The sequence below is a fragment of the Nocardia veterana NBRC 100344 genome, from assembly GCF_000308855.1.
Lineage (GTDB): Bacteria > Actinomycetota > Actinomycetes > Mycobacteriales > Mycobacteriaceae > Nocardia > Nocardia veterana.
This window is the reverse complement of record NZ_BAGM01000008.1, coordinates 1-14,362: the sequence shown is the minus strand read 5'-3', so window position 1 is coordinate 14,362 and position 14,362 is coordinate 1. Positions and strand designations below refer to the sequence as shown.

The 14,362-nt window shown below is 68.4% G+C and carries 18 protein-coding genes, 1 tRNA gene, 1 pseudogene and 1 riboswitch; of the genes and pseudogenes, 10 read left to right on the top strand and 10 right to left on the bottom strand.

Annotated features, from left to right (window positions below):
• The first annotated feature begins 48 nt into the window (after positions 1 to 48).
• Positions 49 to 540 carry an inorganic diphosphatase gene (ppa, locus tag ON37_RS01870; RefSeq protein ID WP_030517366.1) on the top strand — a complete coding sequence of 164 codons (492 nt, stop codon included), beginning with the start codon at positions 49 to 51 and terminating at the stop codon, positions 538 to 540.
• Positions 541 to 646: 106 nt separating this feature from the next.
• Here the strand turns inward: ppa and ON37_RS01865 are convergent, their stop codons facing one another.
• A complete protein-coding gene (locus ON37_RS01865) occupies positions 647 to 1,468 on the bottom strand; it encodes a crotonase/enoyl-CoA hydratase family protein (RefSeq protein WP_040715809.1) in 822 nt (273 codons plus the stop codon).
• A 170-nt stretch (positions 1,469 to 1,638) separates the two neighbouring features.
• Between ON37_RS01865 and ON37_RS01860 the strand changes: the two genes are divergently transcribed.
• Together ON37_RS01860 and ON37_RS01855 are read left to right on the top strand one after the other, a co-directional pair.
• Complete coding sequence (locus ON37_RS01860; protein ID WP_083892663.1) at positions 1,639 to 2,103, top strand: flavin reductase family protein; 465 nt, start codon at positions 1,639 to 1,641, stop codon at positions 2,101 to 2,103.
• A gap of 107 nt (positions 2,104 to 2,210) precedes the next feature.
• A riboswitch (SAM riboswitch) is annotated at positions 2,211 to 2,324 on the top strand.
• Between the two features lie 41 nt (positions 2,325 to 2,365).
• A complete protein-coding gene (locus ON37_RS01855) occupies positions 2,366 to 3,778 on the top strand; it encodes an aminotransferase class V-fold PLP-dependent enzyme (RefSeq protein WP_083892662.1) in 1,413 nt (470 codons plus the stop codon).
• An 83-nt stretch (positions 3,779 to 3,861) separates the two neighbouring features.
• On the opposite strand, the gene ON37_RS01850 is transcribed toward ON37_RS01855, so the two are convergent.
• From ON37_RS01850 to ON37_RS01835, 4 genes are read right to left on the bottom strand one after another with little or no spacing between them, the layout of a single operon-like run.
• Positions 3,862 to 4,050, bottom strand: coding sequence for a hypothetical protein (locus ON37_RS01850; RefSeq protein WP_040716031.1), 189 nt, complete (start codon positions 4,048 to 4,050; stop codon positions 3,862 to 3,864).
• A 29-nt stretch (positions 4,051 to 4,079) separates the two neighbouring features.
• On the bottom strand, positions 4,080 to 4,532 hold the full coding sequence (locus tag ON37_RS01845; RefSeq protein ID WP_040715800.1) for a DUF2752 domain-containing protein: 453 nt from the start codon (positions 4,530 to 4,532) through the stop codon (positions 4,080 to 4,082).
• Between the two features lie 46 nt (positions 4,533 to 4,578).
• Positions 4,579 to 4,956 carry a glyoxalase superfamily protein gene (locus ON37_RS01840; RefSeq protein ID WP_040716030.1) on the bottom strand — a complete coding sequence of 126 codons (378 nt, stop codon included), beginning with the start codon at positions 4,954 to 4,956 and terminating at the stop codon, positions 4,579 to 4,581.
• Between the two features lie 18 nt (positions 4,957 to 4,974).
• Positions 4,975 to 5,589, bottom strand: a complete 615-nt coding sequence (locus ON37_RS01835; RefSeq protein WP_040716029.1) for a TetR/AcrR family transcriptional regulator — start codon at positions 5,587 to 5,589, stop codon at positions 4,975 to 4,977.
• A 109-nt stretch (positions 5,590 to 5,698) separates the two neighbouring features.
• On the opposite strand from ON37_RS01835, the gene ON37_RS01830 reads away from it, so the two are divergent.
• Positions 5,699 to 6,487, top strand: a complete 789-nt coding sequence (locus ON37_RS01830; RefSeq protein ID WP_040715798.1) for an SDR family oxidoreductase — start codon at positions 5,699 to 5,701, stop codon at positions 6,485 to 6,487.
• Positions 6,488 to 6,664: 177 nt separating this feature from the next.
• Complete coding sequence (locus tag ON37_RS01825; protein ID WP_040715797.1) at positions 6,665 to 7,180, top strand: L,D-transpeptidase; 516 nt, start codon at positions 6,665 to 6,667, stop codon at positions 7,178 to 7,180.
• A gap of 81 nt (positions 7,181 to 7,261) precedes the next feature.
• Here the strand turns inward: ON37_RS01825 and ON37_RS01820 are convergent, their stop codons facing one another.
• A complete protein-coding gene (locus ON37_RS01820; RefSeq protein WP_040715794.1) occupies positions 7,262 to 7,606 on the bottom strand; it encodes a YrdB family protein in 345 nt (114 codons plus the stop codon).
• Positions 7,607 to 7,750: 144 nt separating this feature from the next.
• Positions 7,751 to 8,113, bottom strand: coding sequence for an ArsR/SmtB family transcription factor (locus ON37_RS01815; protein WP_040715791.1), 363 nt, complete (start codon positions 8,111 to 8,113; stop codon positions 7,751 to 7,753).
• 44 nt (positions 8,114 to 8,157) lie between these two features.
• Between ON37_RS01815 and ON37_RS01810 the strand changes: the two genes are divergently transcribed.
• Both ON37_RS01810 and ON37_RS01805 read left to right on the top strand, forming a co-directional pair.
• Positions 8,158 to 10,161, top strand: a complete 2,004-nt coding sequence (locus tag ON37_RS01810; RefSeq protein ID WP_083892644.1) for a heavy metal translocating P-type ATPase — start codon at positions 8,158 to 8,160, stop codon at positions 10,159 to 10,161.
• 96 nt (positions 10,162 to 10,257) lie between these two features.
• The gene (locus ON37_RS01805; protein ID WP_040715785.1) at positions 10,258 to 11,115 is read left to right on the top strand and encodes a cyclopropane mycolic acid synthase family methyltransferase; all 858 of its coding nucleotides are present in this window, start codon (positions 10,258 to 10,260) and stop codon (positions 11,113 to 11,115) included.
• A 154-nt stretch (positions 11,116 to 11,269) separates the two neighbouring features.
• Here the strand turns inward: ON37_RS01805 and ON37_RS01800 are convergent, their stop codons facing one another.
• Positions 11,270 to 11,476, bottom strand: a complete 207-nt coding sequence (locus ON37_RS01800; RefSeq protein WP_040715783.1) for a CsbD family protein — start codon at positions 11,474 to 11,476, stop codon at positions 11,270 to 11,272.
• 141 nt (positions 11,477 to 11,617) lie between these two features.
• On the opposite strand from ON37_RS01800, the gene ON37_RS01795 reads away from it, so the two are divergent.
• The 3 genes from ON37_RS01795 (at position 11,618) to ON37_RS01785 (ending at position 13,629) form a co-directional block, all read left to right on the top strand.
• The gene (locus tag ON37_RS01795; protein ID WP_245552929.1) at positions 11,618 to 12,415 is read left to right on the top strand and encodes an alpha/beta fold hydrolase; all 798 of its coding nucleotides are present in this window, start codon (positions 11,618 to 11,620) and stop codon (positions 12,413 to 12,415) included.
• 23 nt (positions 12,416 to 12,438) lie between these two features.
• Positions 12,439 to 13,218: a MerR family transcriptional regulator gene (locus ON37_RS01790; protein ID WP_040715780.1), complete on the top strand. Its 780-nt coding sequence runs from the start codon at positions 12,439 to 12,441 to the stop codon at positions 13,216 to 13,218.
• Between the two features lie 120 nt (positions 13,219 to 13,338).
• Positions 13,339 to 13,629, top strand: coding sequence for a hypothetical protein (locus ON37_RS01785; protein ID WP_040715778.1), 291 nt, complete (start codon positions 13,339 to 13,341; stop codon positions 13,627 to 13,629).
• 62 nt (positions 13,630 to 13,691) lie between these two features.
• Here the strand turns inward: ON37_RS01785 and ON37_RS01780 are convergent.
• A tRNA-Thr gene (locus tag ON37_RS01780) sits at positions 13,692 to 13,767 on the bottom strand.
• Positions 13,768 to 13,847: 80 nt separating this feature from the next.
• Positions 13,848 to 14,362, bottom strand: a pseudogene (locus tag ON37_RS01775) (DNA polymerase III subunit delta'); the annotation flags it as partial.

Genomic DNA, 14,362 nt, shown 5'->3' with positions numbered 1-14,362 from the left:
GAGCAGCCATACGCACCACCCGCATACGCACCGAGCGAAGGAGATGACGTGGAGTTCGACGTCACCATCGAGATCCCCAAGGGTCAGCGCAACAAGTACGAGGTCGACCACGAGACGGGCCGAGTGCGGCTGGACCGCTACCTCTACACCCCGATGGTCTACCCGGCCGACTACGGCTACATCGAGAACACCCTGGGCTCCGACGGCGACCCGCTGGACTGCCTGGTGCTGCTGCCCGAATCCGTGTTCCCCGGCGTGATCGTCGAGGCCCGCCCGGTGGGTGTGCTGCTGATGAGCGACGAGGCCGGCGGCGACGAGAAGGTCGTCGCGGTTCCGGCCGGCGACAAGCGGTGGGACCACATCCAGGACGTGAACGACATCCCGGAATTCGAGCGCAAGGCCATCGAGCACTTCTTCGAGCATTACAAGGACCTGGAGCCCGGCAAGTGGGTCAAGGTCGACGGCTGGGACGGCCGGGCGAAGGCCGAGACCCTGGCCGACGAGGCCTTCAAGCGGCTGCAGGAGCAGGGCGGGCACTGATTCCCGCCGGTCGCCGCGAGCGGGCGACCGCCGACGGAGCGAGCGAGGGCGTTCGCGGGCGGATGCCGTCCGCGCGCCCTCGCCGGCTTTCCGCGCGGCGAATGCCCTACTTGCCCTGGAAGTTCGGCTTGCGCTTCTCGAATACGGCCTGGATGGCCTCCGTCAGGTCCTCCGAGGGCAGGAACGCCGCATTCCAGGTCGAGACGTAGCGCAGCCCGTCGGCCACCTTGCCGGCCTTGGGCTGGTCGAGCACATCCTTGATGCCCTGCACCACCAGCGGCGGATTCGCGGCGATCTCCTCGGCCAGCGCATGCGCGGCCGCCAGCACCGCCTCCTGATCCGGGTGGACGTCGTTGACCAGGCCGATCTTCTCGGCGCGGGCCGCATCGATGTCCTTGCCGGTGTAGGCGAGCTCGCGGACATGCCCCTCGCCGATGATCCCGGGCAGCCGGTGCAGCGATCCGATATCGGCGACGATCGCGACCTTCGCCTCACGCAGGCTGAAGGTGGCCTCGGCGCTGGCCAGGCGGATATCGGCGGCGGCGATCAGGTCCAGCCCGCCGCCCACACACCAGCCGGAAACGGCGGCGATCACCGGTTTGCGGCAGTCGGCGACCGCGGTGACCGAGGCCTGCATGCGCCGGATCTCGTAGAGGAAATCGGTGCGCGGTGCGGCCAGGGCCTTCTCGGCGAGCAGCGGACCGAAGGTCGGGCTCATCGCGGGCAGATCGAGGCCGTAGGAGAAGTGCTTCCCCGAACCGGTGAGCACGATCGCCCGAATCTCCGGGTCGGCGTCGAGCTCCCCGAAGACTTGCGGCAGTTCCCGCCAGAAATCCGGGCCCATCGCGTTGCCCTTGCCGGGGCCGGTCAGCGTCACTCGCGCGACGTGACCGGTGCGCTCGACATCGAAAGCCTTCCAATCACTCATTCGCTCAGCGTATCGGGGCAGTTCGGGGGCCGACGGGCAGTGGTCCGGCTACGCCGGGCTCGGTCGGCACGTAGGTTGGGGGCGTGAGCAGTTCCCAGCGACCCGACGCCGAGCTGGCCGATCTCGACCCCGCACACGACGGCGTCACCGCAGCCCAGTACCGAGCGGCCATGCGCCACTATCCGGCGGGCGTGACGATCGTCACGCTGTCGCGTCCCGATCGGCCGGTGGGCTTCACCGCCACCTCCTTCGCCTCGCTCTCGCTCGATCCGCCGCTGATCTCGTTCAACATCGCGCACACCTCCTCCTCCATCGACGCGATGACACAGGCGGATTCGGTGGTGGTCCACTTCCTCGGCGACCATCAACAGCACCTCGCCCAGCGCTTCTCCCGCGCCGCCGAAGAGCGATTCGCGGACCCGTCGCTGTGGTCGACGCTCGACACCGGGGAGCCGGTGTTGCACGGCACTCCCATCTGGGTGCGCGCCACGGTGGACCGGCTGATGCCGATCGGCGACCACACCCTGGTGGTCGGTTTGGTGACCCGGGTACACGACGAAACCGGTGGCAAACCGATGCGCAATCCCCTGCTGTACTACAACGGCAGCTATCACCGGCCGGTCGGATTGGACTGAGGCACAGCACTTTTCGATTCCAGCCCGGCAACCGCCGAGGGCGTCGCCGGCCCTCGTGCCGGGGCCGCCCTTGACAAGTCCGGCCGGTTTCTGCCACTCTCGGCTCAGGTCACGAGTACCAGCGTCAAGCCCCGGCTAGCTGGTCGGCAACCCTCCTCCGCGGTGGGGTGCTCCGGGTGACGACCTGGCTGCTGCCCGACCGGGCGCGGCAAGCGCGGACTCCGATCATCCGTTCCGGAGTCCCTGGCACGAGGGATGTCTGATGAGCACTGCCGTATTCTCCTCCGAAACTCTTGCCCCCGAAGGGGTTTGCTGCCACGGCCCGCTGGACTCGGCGGCGCTGTGCACGTGCGGCGCCGGCGCGCCGCTCGCCCGAGTCTCCGGCTGCGATCTCCGAGTCCCGTTGGTACAAGGCGGTTTTCGCACCTATGCCAACTTCGACTACGCCGCCAGCGCACCCGCGCTGGCACAGGTCACCGATCGGGTGAATCAGCTGCTCCCCTCGTACGCCAGCGTGCATCGCGGGGCCGGGTACGCCTCCCGCATCAGCACGGAGTGCTATGAGACAGCTCGCCGTTCGGTCGCTCGCGCGGTGAACGCCGCCGAGGATCAGGTGGTGGTGTTCACCCGCAACACCACCGACTCGCTGAACCTGCTCGCGGCCTGCGTCCCGGGCGACACCGTGGTGCTCGATATCGAACATCACGCGAACTTCCTGCCCTGGGCGCGGCACGGCCGGCGGGTGGTGCCGGCCGCCGATACCGTGGCCGAGACGCTGCGCCGGATCGTTGCCGAGCTGTGCGCGAAACCCGCTGCACTGCTTGCTGTTACCGGCGCGTCGAATGTGACCGGCGAGGTGTTGCCGCTGGCCGAACTGACCGCTATCGCACACCGCTGTGGAGCGCGCATTCTCGTCGATGCCGCGCAACTGGCGCCACACCGTCGCATCGACCTGCAATCGTTCGCCTCGCCGGAGTCCGGCGGGTCCGGCATCGATTATCTGGCCTTCTCCGGACACAAGCTCTATGCGCCGTTCGGCGTCGGCGTACTGGTCGGACGCCGCGATTGGCTCGACGCGGCGCCGCCGTATCTGGCGGGCGGTGGCGCGGTCACCGCCGTCAGCACCGAGACCGCCCACTGGGCGCCCGCTCCGCAGCGGCACGAGGGCGGGTCGCCGAACGTCCTGGGTGCGGCGGCGATCGCGGCGGCCTGCGACACCCTGGCCACGCTCGACGAAACGGCCGTGGCCGCCCACGAGCGCCACCTGATCGGACGGTTGCGCGCCGGGTTGAACAGCATTGCGGGCGTTCGGCAGCTTCGCATCTTCTCCGACTGTGACGACAGCGTGGGCATCGTGGCGTTCACCGTCGACGGCTTCGAACCCGGCCGGATCGCCGCCTATCTGTCGGCCGAGCACGGCATCGGTGTACGGGACGGAAAATTCTGCGCCCATCCGCTGCTGCGGCGTCTGGGGATCGACGGTGCGGTGCGCGCCAGTGTCGGCCTCGGCACCTCCGCCGCCGACGTGGACCGGCTCATCGACGCCCTGCGCCGATTGGTTCGCGACGGTGCGTCCTGGAACTACACGTGCGCCGACGGGCAGTGGTCACCGTCGCCGGAGACGCGGCCCGGTTTGACGGCGACCGCCGACGGCGCGGCGCCCTGCACGATCTGATCCGGCGCGGCCGGCCCACGCAATCCGATACCGCGCGGCACGGTGCGCACTCCGATACGGCCCATCACCCGGGAAGATCCGATTCACGGGACGAGGTAGCGGGCGGCCAGTTCCTCGACCAGCGGGTCGCCCTCGGCGACGGAGTCGAGTGCCTCGAGATCCTGCTCGATCGCGATCTGGCGTGGGTCGTCCTGCTCGGTGCTCGGCGCGCCGTCCTCGTGCAGTTGGCGCACCATCTTCTCGCGCACCCGGGCTTTCAGCGAATCAGTGATTTCCTGGGTCATATCTTCAGCATGCCCGCCTATACCGGGGCCAACCACGTGCCCCAGGGCGTATTGCGGACGATCGTGAACGCCGCGAGCGCCGCGATCAGCCACCATTGGGCCCGGCCGCGCAGCGTGAACGGGAAGTCGGTCTCGGATCGGCCGCGCCAGCGCCCGAGCGCCCACCGCCCCCACCAGAGCGCGAGGGTGACCAGCAGCGGCAGCAGGAAGACGTTACTGTGCACGGCCTCGAACAGCCGCCCCTCGGTGAGGTTGTGCATCGCCCGTAGGCCGCCACACCCCGGGCACCACCAGCCGGTCAGCGCGTAGAACGGGCAGATCCCGTAGGCGCCCGGCGCGTGCGGATCACGCAAGTGCAGCACCGTCGCCGCCGCGGCCATCGCTCCCGCCACCAGCAGCGGGGCGCCCTGGCTGCGCCAGCCCGTACGCGGTGCCGACCGTTCAGCGGGCAGTTCGGACGCGATATCCACAGGGTTCACGGTAATCGGGGGGCGAGGCCGGCCGCCAGGTCGCCGGTCAGCTCGGCTGGGCGAACCGCAGGATGTTGCCGAACGGATCGGTCACCTCGAATTCGCGACCGTCCGGGCCGTCCTCCGGGCGGCCCGGTTTGGCGAACCGGTATTCCGTGGCGGCCAATTCGGCCTGCCATGCGTCGATATCGTCCACCGCGATCCACACCACCGAACCGGGGGTGCCGTCACCGTGGTGCTCACTGAGGTGCAGCCGGGCGCGTCCGCGCGAAACCTGTGCGTACAACGGGAAATTCGGTTCGAAGCGGTGTTCCCAGTCGACGGTGAAACCCAGGAAATCGCGATAGAACTCGTATGCCTTGTCGATGTCGTAGATCCGCAGGACCGGGACGGGAGCGGCAAAACCGATGACATCGCTGGACATGCTGCGATCGTCACACATTCAGCGGTCCCGCGTGGTGACCGGCGCGGTGAGGATGCCCGCGAGCATGTCGATCACCTCGGCCCACGCGTCGCGGTCGGCGGCGGCGACCCGCCCGTCCTGCACGGCACGCTCGTGGTCGGCCAGCAGCGCGAACAGCACCGTGGTCAGGCTGCGCAGGCGGCGATGCCGCAACCGCGGTGGCAGCTCCGCGAGGGCGCGGTCCAGGCCGCCGACGATCACCCGCACCGAGGTCCGCTCGGCGCTGTCGAGGTTGGCCGCGTCGGAGACGGCCGGATGGGTGCGGATCTGTTCGAGAAACCTTGCGTAGTAAGCGCTTTCGTTTCGCTCGCCCAGTTCGAACATGGGGATCACCAACGCCGCGAGCAGGGTGTGGACCTCGTCGGCGTCCGCCGGTGGCCGCTGCGCCAGCAACTCGAGCCGCCGCACCTCCAGGACGGCCAGCCGCTGCTGCACGATCGCCTCGACGAGTCCGTCGCGCGATCCGAAGTGGTAGGGGATCGCCGAATTGTTGCGCTGCCCGGCCGCGGCCGCGATATCGCGCAGCGGTACCAGATATCCGCGTTCGGCGATCAGCCGTTCGCCCGCCACCATCAACCGCTCCCGGGCACTCATCGGTTCCACCCTGAGCACAATAGGCGCTACCAGGCGTTTGAGAAGTACACCTTGACAGTTAAGAATTAAGTCTTAACACTGCGAGAACGATCTATCGAGAGGACTCGCAATGATCCTGGACAAATTCCGCCTCGACGGCCGCGTCGCCATCGTCACCGGCGCCGGCCGCGGCATCGGCGCCGCCACCGCCGTCGCGCTCGCCGAAGCCGGCGCCGATGTGGCGATCGCGGCCCGAACCCGGTCCCAGTTGGACGCCGTCGCCGAACAGATCCGGGCGGCGGGCCGCCGCGCGGTCGCCGTGGCCTGCGACCTGTCCGACCTGGACGCCGTCACGGCATTGGCCGAAACCACCGCGGCCGAGCTGGGCCGCATCGATATCGTGATCAACAATGTCGGCGGCACCATGCCGAACACATTCCTGACCACCTCGCCGGAATTCCTCGAGGAGGCATTCCGATTCAACGTCTCCACCGCTCATGCGCTGACCCGCGCCGCGGTCCCGCACATGCTCGCCGGTGACGGCGGCTCGGTCGTCAATATCTCCTCGATGATGGGCCGGGCGCCCGGGCGTGGGTTCCTGGCCTACGGCACCGCCAAGGCCGCCCTCGCGCACTGGACCCGGCTGGCCGCATCGGATCTGGCGCCCCGGATCCGGGTGAACGCGATCGCGGTCGGTTCGGTGCTGACCTCGGCACTCGAGGTGGTGGCCCAGAACCCCGAGGTCAAGGCGAAGATGGAGGCCGATACGCCGCTGCACCGACTGGGCGATCCCACCGATATCGCGGCCGGCATCGTCTACCTGTGCTCCCCGGCCGGCAGTTACCTCACCGGGAAGATCCTGGAAATCGACGGAGGTATCGCGGCGCCCAATCTCGAACTCGGCCTGCCCGATTTGTGATATCGACCGCGCGTCTTTTGCCACCATCGGTGGTGACGGCGGTTCACAATGATCATCAACGCACTGTGATCGAGCCCATATCGATCGCATACGGTGCCGTCCAGCTCGTCGACGAATGCGCCCGCTTGCTCCGGCCCGGCCCGGACCGGCGGGCCGGGTAAGAGAGGTCGGAGGCATATGAACCGCGCGAGTATCACCCGATGGACGGTCCGAGCGGCGGCCGCGACGGCGATCGCGGCCGCCGGATTCGCCGTCACGGTTCCGGCGGGCGCCGATCCGGTGTGGCCCGGCGGGCCCGACATCCCCGGCATTCCGCAACTCGTGCCCGCACCGCCCGGCCAGGTGAGCGCACCCTGCTCGGCGGCGGCCCGCGCCTGCCTGAGCCTGTCCGCTAATCAGGGCTGGTTGATGGACAACGGGCGCGTCGTCTACGGGCCGACGCCGATTTCCCACGGTCGTCCCGGTTACGAAACCCCGCCCGGCACCTTCCACGTGGCGTTCAAGGAGCCCTATCACTGGAGCACCATGCACAACGCCGAAATGCGGTGGGCAGTCTTCTTCAACGGCGATATCGCCACCCATATCGGGCCGATCGAGGAGAAATCCCACGGTTGTATCCGGATGACGCCGGACGGGGCCAAGGCCTTCTACGACTACGTCAACCCGGGTGACGTTTTCGAAGTGGTGCCGTAGCGCCGGTTCCCGGTATGTGCCGACGGCCCGCCGATCACGTGGGCCGTCGCTGTCGTGCGAGCCGCGGCCCACGCCCCTGCATTACGCCGCGAGATGACCGAGCTCGATCACCGACAGATTGGCGACCACGACGATCAGGAAGATCATCGCGGCCGCTCCGAAACCGAGGTCCCAGAGCGCCGCGGTCGCCGCACCGAATACCACCACCTTGGTGGCGATCGCGAGCAGCGGAATGTCGAACGCGGCCTTGGGAGCGGCGAACAAACCCCAGAGCACGGCCGCCGCCAGCGGGATGCCGATAGCGGCCACGATCCTCGATGCGAGCACATCGGACACCTGCCAGCCCCACCACCCCAGCGCGACGAGCGCCGCCATCTCCACGGCGAGGGCCAGGGAGAGATTCGCCCATTTCCACAATTCGTGCATGTCCGCCTCATTCTCCGAGAGCAGCGCTCTCTAGTGAGAGAAGTGTGCTCGCGGCAGCGACGGTTGTCAACCGAAAGGCGCGAACGAGCCGGCAACGAGCTGCCGCGCCGCAGCCCCGGGAACGACGGACAGGAAGGCCGGGGCTCAGCCGGCGGTCTCGGCCCGATCCGACAGCCCGAGCCGGAGATGTTCGCTGTGATAGACGGCCTCGTCGAGCAACTGGGCGACGTGGTTGTCGTAGAGGCTGTACACGATGCTGCGGCCGGCCCGCGTTCCGATCACGAGGCCGAGATTGCGCAGCAGTCGCAACTGATGCGATACCGCGGACTGCTCCATTCCCACCGCCTCCGCCAGTTCGGAGACCGGACGCGGACCCTGCCGCAGTTCACTGAGGATCAACAGGCGACTGGGAGTGGCCAAGGCCTGCAGGGTGGTTGCGACATGGGCGGCCGACTCGCCGTCCAGCCGAGCAACCGGCCGATCACGGCCCTCGACCCCATGTCCCATAGACGTGCATTCTAGCCGAGCAGCACACATGAAGACCTCTTCACATGTTCTGTTATTCTCGGATCGTTCGCTCCCCGATCCGCCGGAGGTCCACCGTGTCCGCACCGTCCGCCACGACCACTCGTCCGGCCGTGGCCGCGCCACCGCGGTTGCATCGCACCGGATTGTTCGAACTGTCCGAAATTCGTTGGGCAGCAGTCGCTTCCGCCCTCTTCGCAGTGGCTTCGGTCGCGCGGTTGCTGCACTGCCCGCCCGAACTGTGGTGGACGCTCTATCTGGCCTGCTACCTCGCCGGCGGCTGGGAGCCGGCGCTGGCCGGACTGCGGGCGCTGCGCGAGAAGACACTCGATGTCGATCTGCTGATGGTGGTGGCCGCGATCGGGGCCGCGGCCATCGGGCAAATCACCGACGGCGCTCTACTCATCGTCATTTTCGCCACCTCCGGCGCGCTCGAGGCCTTCGCGACCGCCCGCACCGAGGACTCGGTGCGCGGCCTGCTCGACCTGGCGCCGGAGACCGCCACTCTGCTCGACGACACCGGCGAAAGAGCGGTCCGCGCAACCGATCTCGCGGTGAACGATGTGATACTGGTCCGTCCGGGCGAACGGATCGCCGCCGACGGCTCGGTACTCGCCGGAGCGAGCGAGGTGGATCAGGCCACCATCACCGGGGAACCGATGCCGGTGGACAAGGCGCCCGGGGACGAGGTGTTCGCCGGAACGCTGAACGGCACCGGAGCCCTCCAGGTCCGAGTGGGTCGCCGCGCCGAAGAATCCGTCGTGGCCCGGATCGCCGCACTGGTCGAGCACGCGAGCCGGACCAAAGCGCCGGCCCAGCTGTTCATCGAGAAGATCGAACAGCGCTATTCGATCGGAATGGTCGCGGTGACGGTCGCGGTCTTCGTCGTTCCACTGCTGTTCGGTGCGGCGCTTCGCGAGGCACTGCTGCGGGCGATGACCTTCATGATCGTCGCATCGCCCTGCGCCGTGGTGCTGGCCACCATGCCGCCCCTGCTCGCCGCGATCGCCAACGCGGGGCGCCACGGCGTACTGGTCAAATCCGCCGCCGTACTGGAAAGCCTGGGCAGCACCACCCGGGTCGCCTTCGACAAGACCGGAACCCTCACCCGGGGCGTGCCGGAACTCGAATCGATCCGGGTCCTCTCCGACTGCGACCACCCGGCGGAGCAGATCCTCCAATGGGCCGCTGCCGCAGAGCATTTCAGTGAACATCCGCTGGCCACCGCGATCGTGCGGGCAGCTCGCGAGCGGGAACTCGCACTGCTACCGGCCGACCGGTTCAGCGCGCAACCCGGGCGCGGCGTCACGGCCCACGTCGCCGGACACCTGGTCGAAATCGGTTCACCCGCCGCCCTGGCCGACACCACCTCCGCCGAGCTGGACCGTACGGTCACCGAGCTGCGGCGCGCGGGGCGCACCGCGGTGATCGTGCGCTGTGACCACCGCCCGGTCGCGGTGCTCGGGATCACCGACCAGCTGCGGCCCGAGGCAGCCGCCGCGGTCGCCGCCGTCACCGGAATCACCGGCGCCCCACCGGTTCTGCTCACCGGCGACATCGACGCCGCCGCCCGGCCGCTGGCCGAACGAGTCGGTATCACCGATCTGCGCGCGGGACTGCTGCCCGACGACAAGGTGGCCGCCGTCCGCGAACTCGAGGCCGCAGGCGCCCGGGTGACCGTCGTCGGCGACGGCATCAACGACGCGCCCGCGCTGGCCGCCGCCTCCACGGGTATCGCCATGGGCGGCGCGGGGGCCGACCTCACCCTGCAGACGGCCGACGCCGTCATCGTCCGCGACGACCTCACCACGGTTGCGGCGGTGATCGCCCTCGCCCGCCGCGCCCGCCGGATCGTCATCGCCAATCTGGTGATCGCAGCCCTGTTCATCGCCGTCCTGGTGACCTGGGATCTCGCCGGCCACCTGCCGCTGCCCCTCGGCGTCGCGGGCCACGAGGGCTCCACGGTCGTCGTCGGCCTCAACGGGCTACGCCTGCTCCGTCGCCGGGCGTGGGACCGCGCGGCCGGGTGATCGTCCGAAAGCCGCGCCGCTCCGAACCCTTTAGCGACCCACTTCGTTCTCCCGACACAACGTTCCACAGTTCGTTTCACCCGATCAGAGGTCGCCATGACCGATCTGTCACCGTTCTATGCCGACGTGCAGGCCCACTACGACCTGTCCGACGAATTCTTCGCCCTCTTCCTCGACCCGACCCGCACCTACAGCTGCGCCTACTTCCGGGAGCCGGATCTCACCCTCGAGCAGGCGCAACTCGCCAAGATCGATCTCTCGCTCGGCAAATGCGATCTGCGTCCGGGCATGACCCTGCTCGACATCGGCTGCGGCTGGGGTTCCACCATGCTGCGCGCGATCGAGAAGTACCAGGTGCGGGTGATCGGACTGACCTTGAGCCGCAACCAGTACGAGCACGTCCGCGAACGGCTGGCCGCGCTGCCCGAGCCGTGCGGTGAGGTGCAGCTGCGCGGGTGGGAGGAATTCGACCGGCCGGTCGACCGGATCGTCTCGATCGGCGCATTCGAACACTTCCGGCGCGAGCGCTACGCGGCGTTCTTCGACCGCTGTCATCAGCTGCTGCCGGCGAACGGCCGGATGATGCTGCACACCATCATCGGCTTCCACCGCCATCAACTGCGTGAGCTGGGCATTCCGCTCACCCACGAATATCTCGTCTTCGCCAAGTTCATCCTCGACGAGATCTTCCCCGGCGGCCAACTCCCCCAACCCCAATGGATCGGGGAGTACGCCGAACGCGCGGGTTTCACGCTCACCGACGTCCAATCCCTGCAACCGCACTACGCGCGCACCCTCGACCTGTGGGCGCAGAACCTGCGCGAGCACCGCGACGAGGCGATCGACCTCACCTCGCGAACCGTGTACGAACGGTATCTGCGATACCTCACCGGCTGCGCCGAGCTGTTCCGCGACGGCTACATCGACGTCCGCCAACACCTTCTGGTCAGCTGAGAACTCTTGTCCGGCAACAGGTTTCGGGCCTGCCGATCCCGCACGAATCCGCGATTGCGGGGCGGGACCGGCAGGCCCGGCGACGTCGGTGGGGCGGCTCAGACCCGGGCACCGACGCCGAGTCTCGGACCCGGCAGCATGCCGGGCACAATGATCAGTCCTGCAGCGCCTTCCGGACCTTGGCGACCGCGTCACCGACGGCGTCCTCGACGTTCTCGATCGCACCCTTGATCGCCGACTTCGCCTGATCGGCCTTACCTTCGGCGCGCAAGTCGTCGTCACCGGTCACCGCTCCGGCTGCCGCTTTCGCCTTGCCCCCGAACTCGTCGGCCTTGTTTCCGATCTTGTCACCCAACGACATCGAAACTCTCCATTTCGGTAGTTCGTCAACGTTGCTGCAGCACTGATAGGACACCGGTGACGATCGAACGGCACGGGCCCGCGGCCGAGAGCCCCGTCACAGTTGACCTTGACCCTGGGTCAACCTCGCAGCATGGTCGGCATGACCGCGCATACCGACCATTTCACGGTCCGCCGAGACGGAGTCACGATCGCGGCATCGCGCGGCGGTAGCGGACGGCCGCTCGTGCTCTGCCCGGGACTGCTGACGACGCAGGCAGATTTGCACGAGCTCATCACGTCGCTTCGCCGCGATCACGATGTGGTGGCCTTCGACCTGCGCGGACACGGCGACTCCGCGGCCGCGGACCGGTACTCCTTCGAATCCTTCCTGGACGATCTCACCGCCGTCCTGGCCCACGTGAATCGGCTCGATCCGACCGGCCGGCCCATCCTGGTGGGTCATTCGCTCGGCGCAGACCTGATCGTCCACTACACGGCGGCACATCCCGGCACCGTCGCCGGGCTGGTTCTGGTCGACGGCGCGAATCCGGTCCCCGAGCCGTTCATCACCGCCGCCGACCTACCGGAGTTCCGCGCGCTGTTCGACAGCCTCGTGCGCGAGGGCGAGGCCGGTGCGCCGACCGTGCGGCTCACCGGCCGGGAAATACTCGATCTGAACCTCGAAGTGGAGAAGGTCCGGACGGAGATCCTCGACCGATTCCGCGCCATCGACTGTCCGATCAGCATGATCATGTCGACCTCGATGGCCGGCGACAGCGATACCGAACGTGCCGCGTGGCGTAATCGGAACTGGCAGGCCGGGATTCGGCGCCTGGTACGCGAGCAACCGCACATCGGCGTCCGGTGGCTGGCGGCCGGGCACGGATCGGTGCGCACGCACGCGCGGGAAATCGCCCGGATCATTCGGGACATGCCCGAGCCGGCGGGCAACACGTAACCCGGGAGGAAGACACTGATTCGATGCTGACCATCGGTGAAGTGGCCGCGTACGCGGGGGTGACGATCCGCACCGTGCGGCACTATCACGCCAAGGGACTGCTCCCCGAGCCGATGCGCGACCACTCCGGTTATCGGCGATACGACGCCGCGACCGTGGTGGAGCTGATCCGGATCCGGACCCTCGCCGAAGCCGGGGTTCCGCTGGCACGCGTGCGCGAGCTGCTCCGGGCAGGGCCGGAGGAATTCGCGGCAGCGATCGCGGAAATCGACGAACAGCTGCGGGCAGAGATTCGGCAGCGCCGATGCCTCCGCGAGCGGATCGCCCGCCTCGCCGCCGGCGACGACCTGGCGCTGCCGGCGCCGTTGATCGAGTTTCTCGACCACCTGCGAACACTCGGCGTCGACGAACGAATCATCCGGGTCGAACGCGACGGTTGGCTGCCGCTACTGGCTCGCTCCCCCGAGCGTGCCGCGGAGTTGATCGCCCGCAAGCGGAAACAGATCGCCGACCCACAACTCGTCGACTTCTACCGAACCCTCGGCCAGGCTCTGGATCGACCCGACGACCATCAGCTGTCCCGGTTGGCCGACCGGATGGCCGCCTATCTCGCGCACCTGACCACCGCGCAGGGCGCGGACTCCCTCGATGACACCGGTATCGAGCCGGCGATGGCTCAACTACTGGACACCCTGGCATTCGACACCTGGCCACCGGCCCGCCGCCTGGTCGAACTCCTGGAGCAACGCGGCTGGACCGGCTGGACCAAACTCCGGCCACTGACCCCGCCCGATCACCGATAGCGAGTTGCCGGCGAGTAGACGCGGCCGGTCGTGCCGCGACCCGAATCCCCGTCCGGCCACTCCCCGCGACACGAGCCGCAGACGATGCTTCCGACCGGCTCTACCAGCTAAGTTGCCGATATGGTTCTCGCGCTCGACCCACCCGTGGTCGCCTCCGCGACCGATACCGGCCTCGTCCTCGACATCACCACCATCACCATCGCCGACCCCCTCGGCCGCGGCGAACCCCACCTGCAGCTGCGCGACGGCAGCACCGTTCCGCTGCCGCTACCGCTGCGCGACTGGGCGATGAGCATGCTCGTCACCCACCACCACCGCGCCGACGAGGAAGTCCCGGTCTTCCCCTGCCGCATCGAATTCGGCATCCGCGACGGGCACATGTACGCCCGGCCGTTGTCCCCCGACGAGTAGGCGGACGCTCGGCATCGACGACCGTCCTCGACGGCATCGAGCGGTGGGGATGAGAAGAAATGTGGAGCCGCCTGGGGGAATCGAACCCCCGACCTTTTCATTACGAGTGAAGCGCTCTACCGACTGAGCTAAGGCGGCATGCCGTTCGGCGGTGCGAGTCTATCGCCTCGGGGGCGCAAGACGAAAATCGGCCGGTGAGCGGCGGCGGTCGATGCTGGTCAGGCGGATCGGGCGGCGATCAATCCGGCGACCATGGCGGCGACGGCGAAGCGGGGCTTGACGTTCAGGTCGAGGGCCTCGCGGCAGGCGAGGACCGCCTCGATGGACCGCAGCAAACCTTCGGGGCGGACCTCGTCGGCCAGGTCGCGGATCTGGTCGAAGAGATCCGGATGGGTGAGCGTGATCGTGGGGGACGGATCCGTGGTGGAGGTGCGAAATCGGAGCGCCAGGGCGTCGCGGTACAGACCGGCCACATCGATGAGCGCGCGGTCCAGGGCGTCGCGGCTGGTGCGGGTCGCACGCGATTTCTGCCGCCGTTCGAGATCCTTCAGCACGCCGGCGGATCCCCGGGTGGCCGATGCGGCGCCCTTGCCGGTGCCGCCCGCGCCGAGCGCCGTCGCCAACTCGTCACGTTCACGCTCGTCGCGTTCGGCGCTGACCTGCTTGGCTTCCTCCTCGGCGGATTTCACCAGTTCGTCGCCCGCGGCGTAGGCGGCCGCCGGCCGGGCGACGG

What these genes read in the sequence shown, in the direction of transcription:
- ON37_RS01865 (WP_040715809.1), bottom strand. Translation starts at nt 1,468, where the DNA reads ATGAGTGATTGGAAGGCTTTCGATGTCGAGCGCACCGGTCACGTCGCG.
- ON37_RS01860 (WP_083892663.1), top strand. Translation starts at nt 1,639, where the DNA reads ATGCGCCACTATCCGGCGGGCGTGACGATCGTCACGCTGTCGCGTCCC.
- ON37_RS01855 (WP_083892662.1), top strand. Translation starts at nt 2,366, where the DNA reads ATGAGCACTGCCGTATTCTCCTCCGAAACTCTTGCCCCCGAAGGGGTT.
- ON37_RS01840 (WP_040716030.1), bottom strand. Translation starts at nt 4,956, where the DNA reads ATGTCCAGCGATGTCATCGGTTTTGCCGCTCCCGTCCCGGTCCTGCGG.
- ON37_RS01835 (WP_040716029.1), bottom strand. Translation starts at nt 5,589, where the DNA reads ATGAGTGCCCGGGAGCGGTTGATGGTGGCGGGCGAACGGCTGATCGCC.
- ON37_RS01830 (WP_040715798.1), top strand. Translation starts at nt 5,699, where the DNA reads ATGATCCTGGACAAATTCCGCCTCGACGGCCGCGTCGCCATCGTCACC.
- ON37_RS01825 (WP_040715797.1), top strand. Translation starts at nt 6,665, where the DNA reads ATGAACCGCGCGAGTATCACCCGATGGACGGTCCGAGCGGCGGCCGCG.
- ON37_RS01820 (WP_040715794.1), bottom strand. Translation starts at nt 7,606, where the DNA reads ATGCACGAATTGTGGAAATGGGCGAATCTCTCCCTGGCCCTCGCCGTG.
- ON37_RS01815 (WP_040715791.1), bottom strand. Translation starts at nt 8,113, where the DNA reads ATGGGACATGGGGTCGAGGGCCGTGATCGGCCGGTTGCTCGGCTGGAC.
- ON37_RS01810 (WP_083892644.1), top strand. Translation starts at nt 8,158, where the DNA reads ATGTTCTGTTATTCTCGGATCGTTCGCTCCCCGATCCGCCGGAGGTCC.
- ON37_RS01805 (WP_040715785.1), top strand. Translation starts at nt 10,258, where the DNA reads ATGACCGATCTGTCACCGTTCTATGCCGACGTGCAGGCCCACTACGAC.
- ON37_RS01800 (WP_040715783.1), bottom strand. Translation starts at nt 11,476, where the DNA reads ATGTCGTTGGGTGACAAGATCGGAAACAAGGCCGACGAGTTCGGGGGC.
- ON37_RS01795 (WP_245552929.1), top strand. Translation starts at nt 11,618, where the DNA reads ATGACCGCGCATACCGACCATTTCACGGTCCGCCGAGACGGAGTCACG.
- ON37_RS01790 (WP_040715780.1), top strand. Translation starts at nt 12,439, where the DNA reads ATGCTGACCATCGGTGAAGTGGCCGCGTACGCGGGGGTGACGATCCGC.
- ON37_RS01785 (WP_040715778.1), top strand. Translation starts at nt 13,339, where the DNA reads ATGGTTCTCGCGCTCGACCCACCCGTGGTCGCCTCCGCGACCGATACC.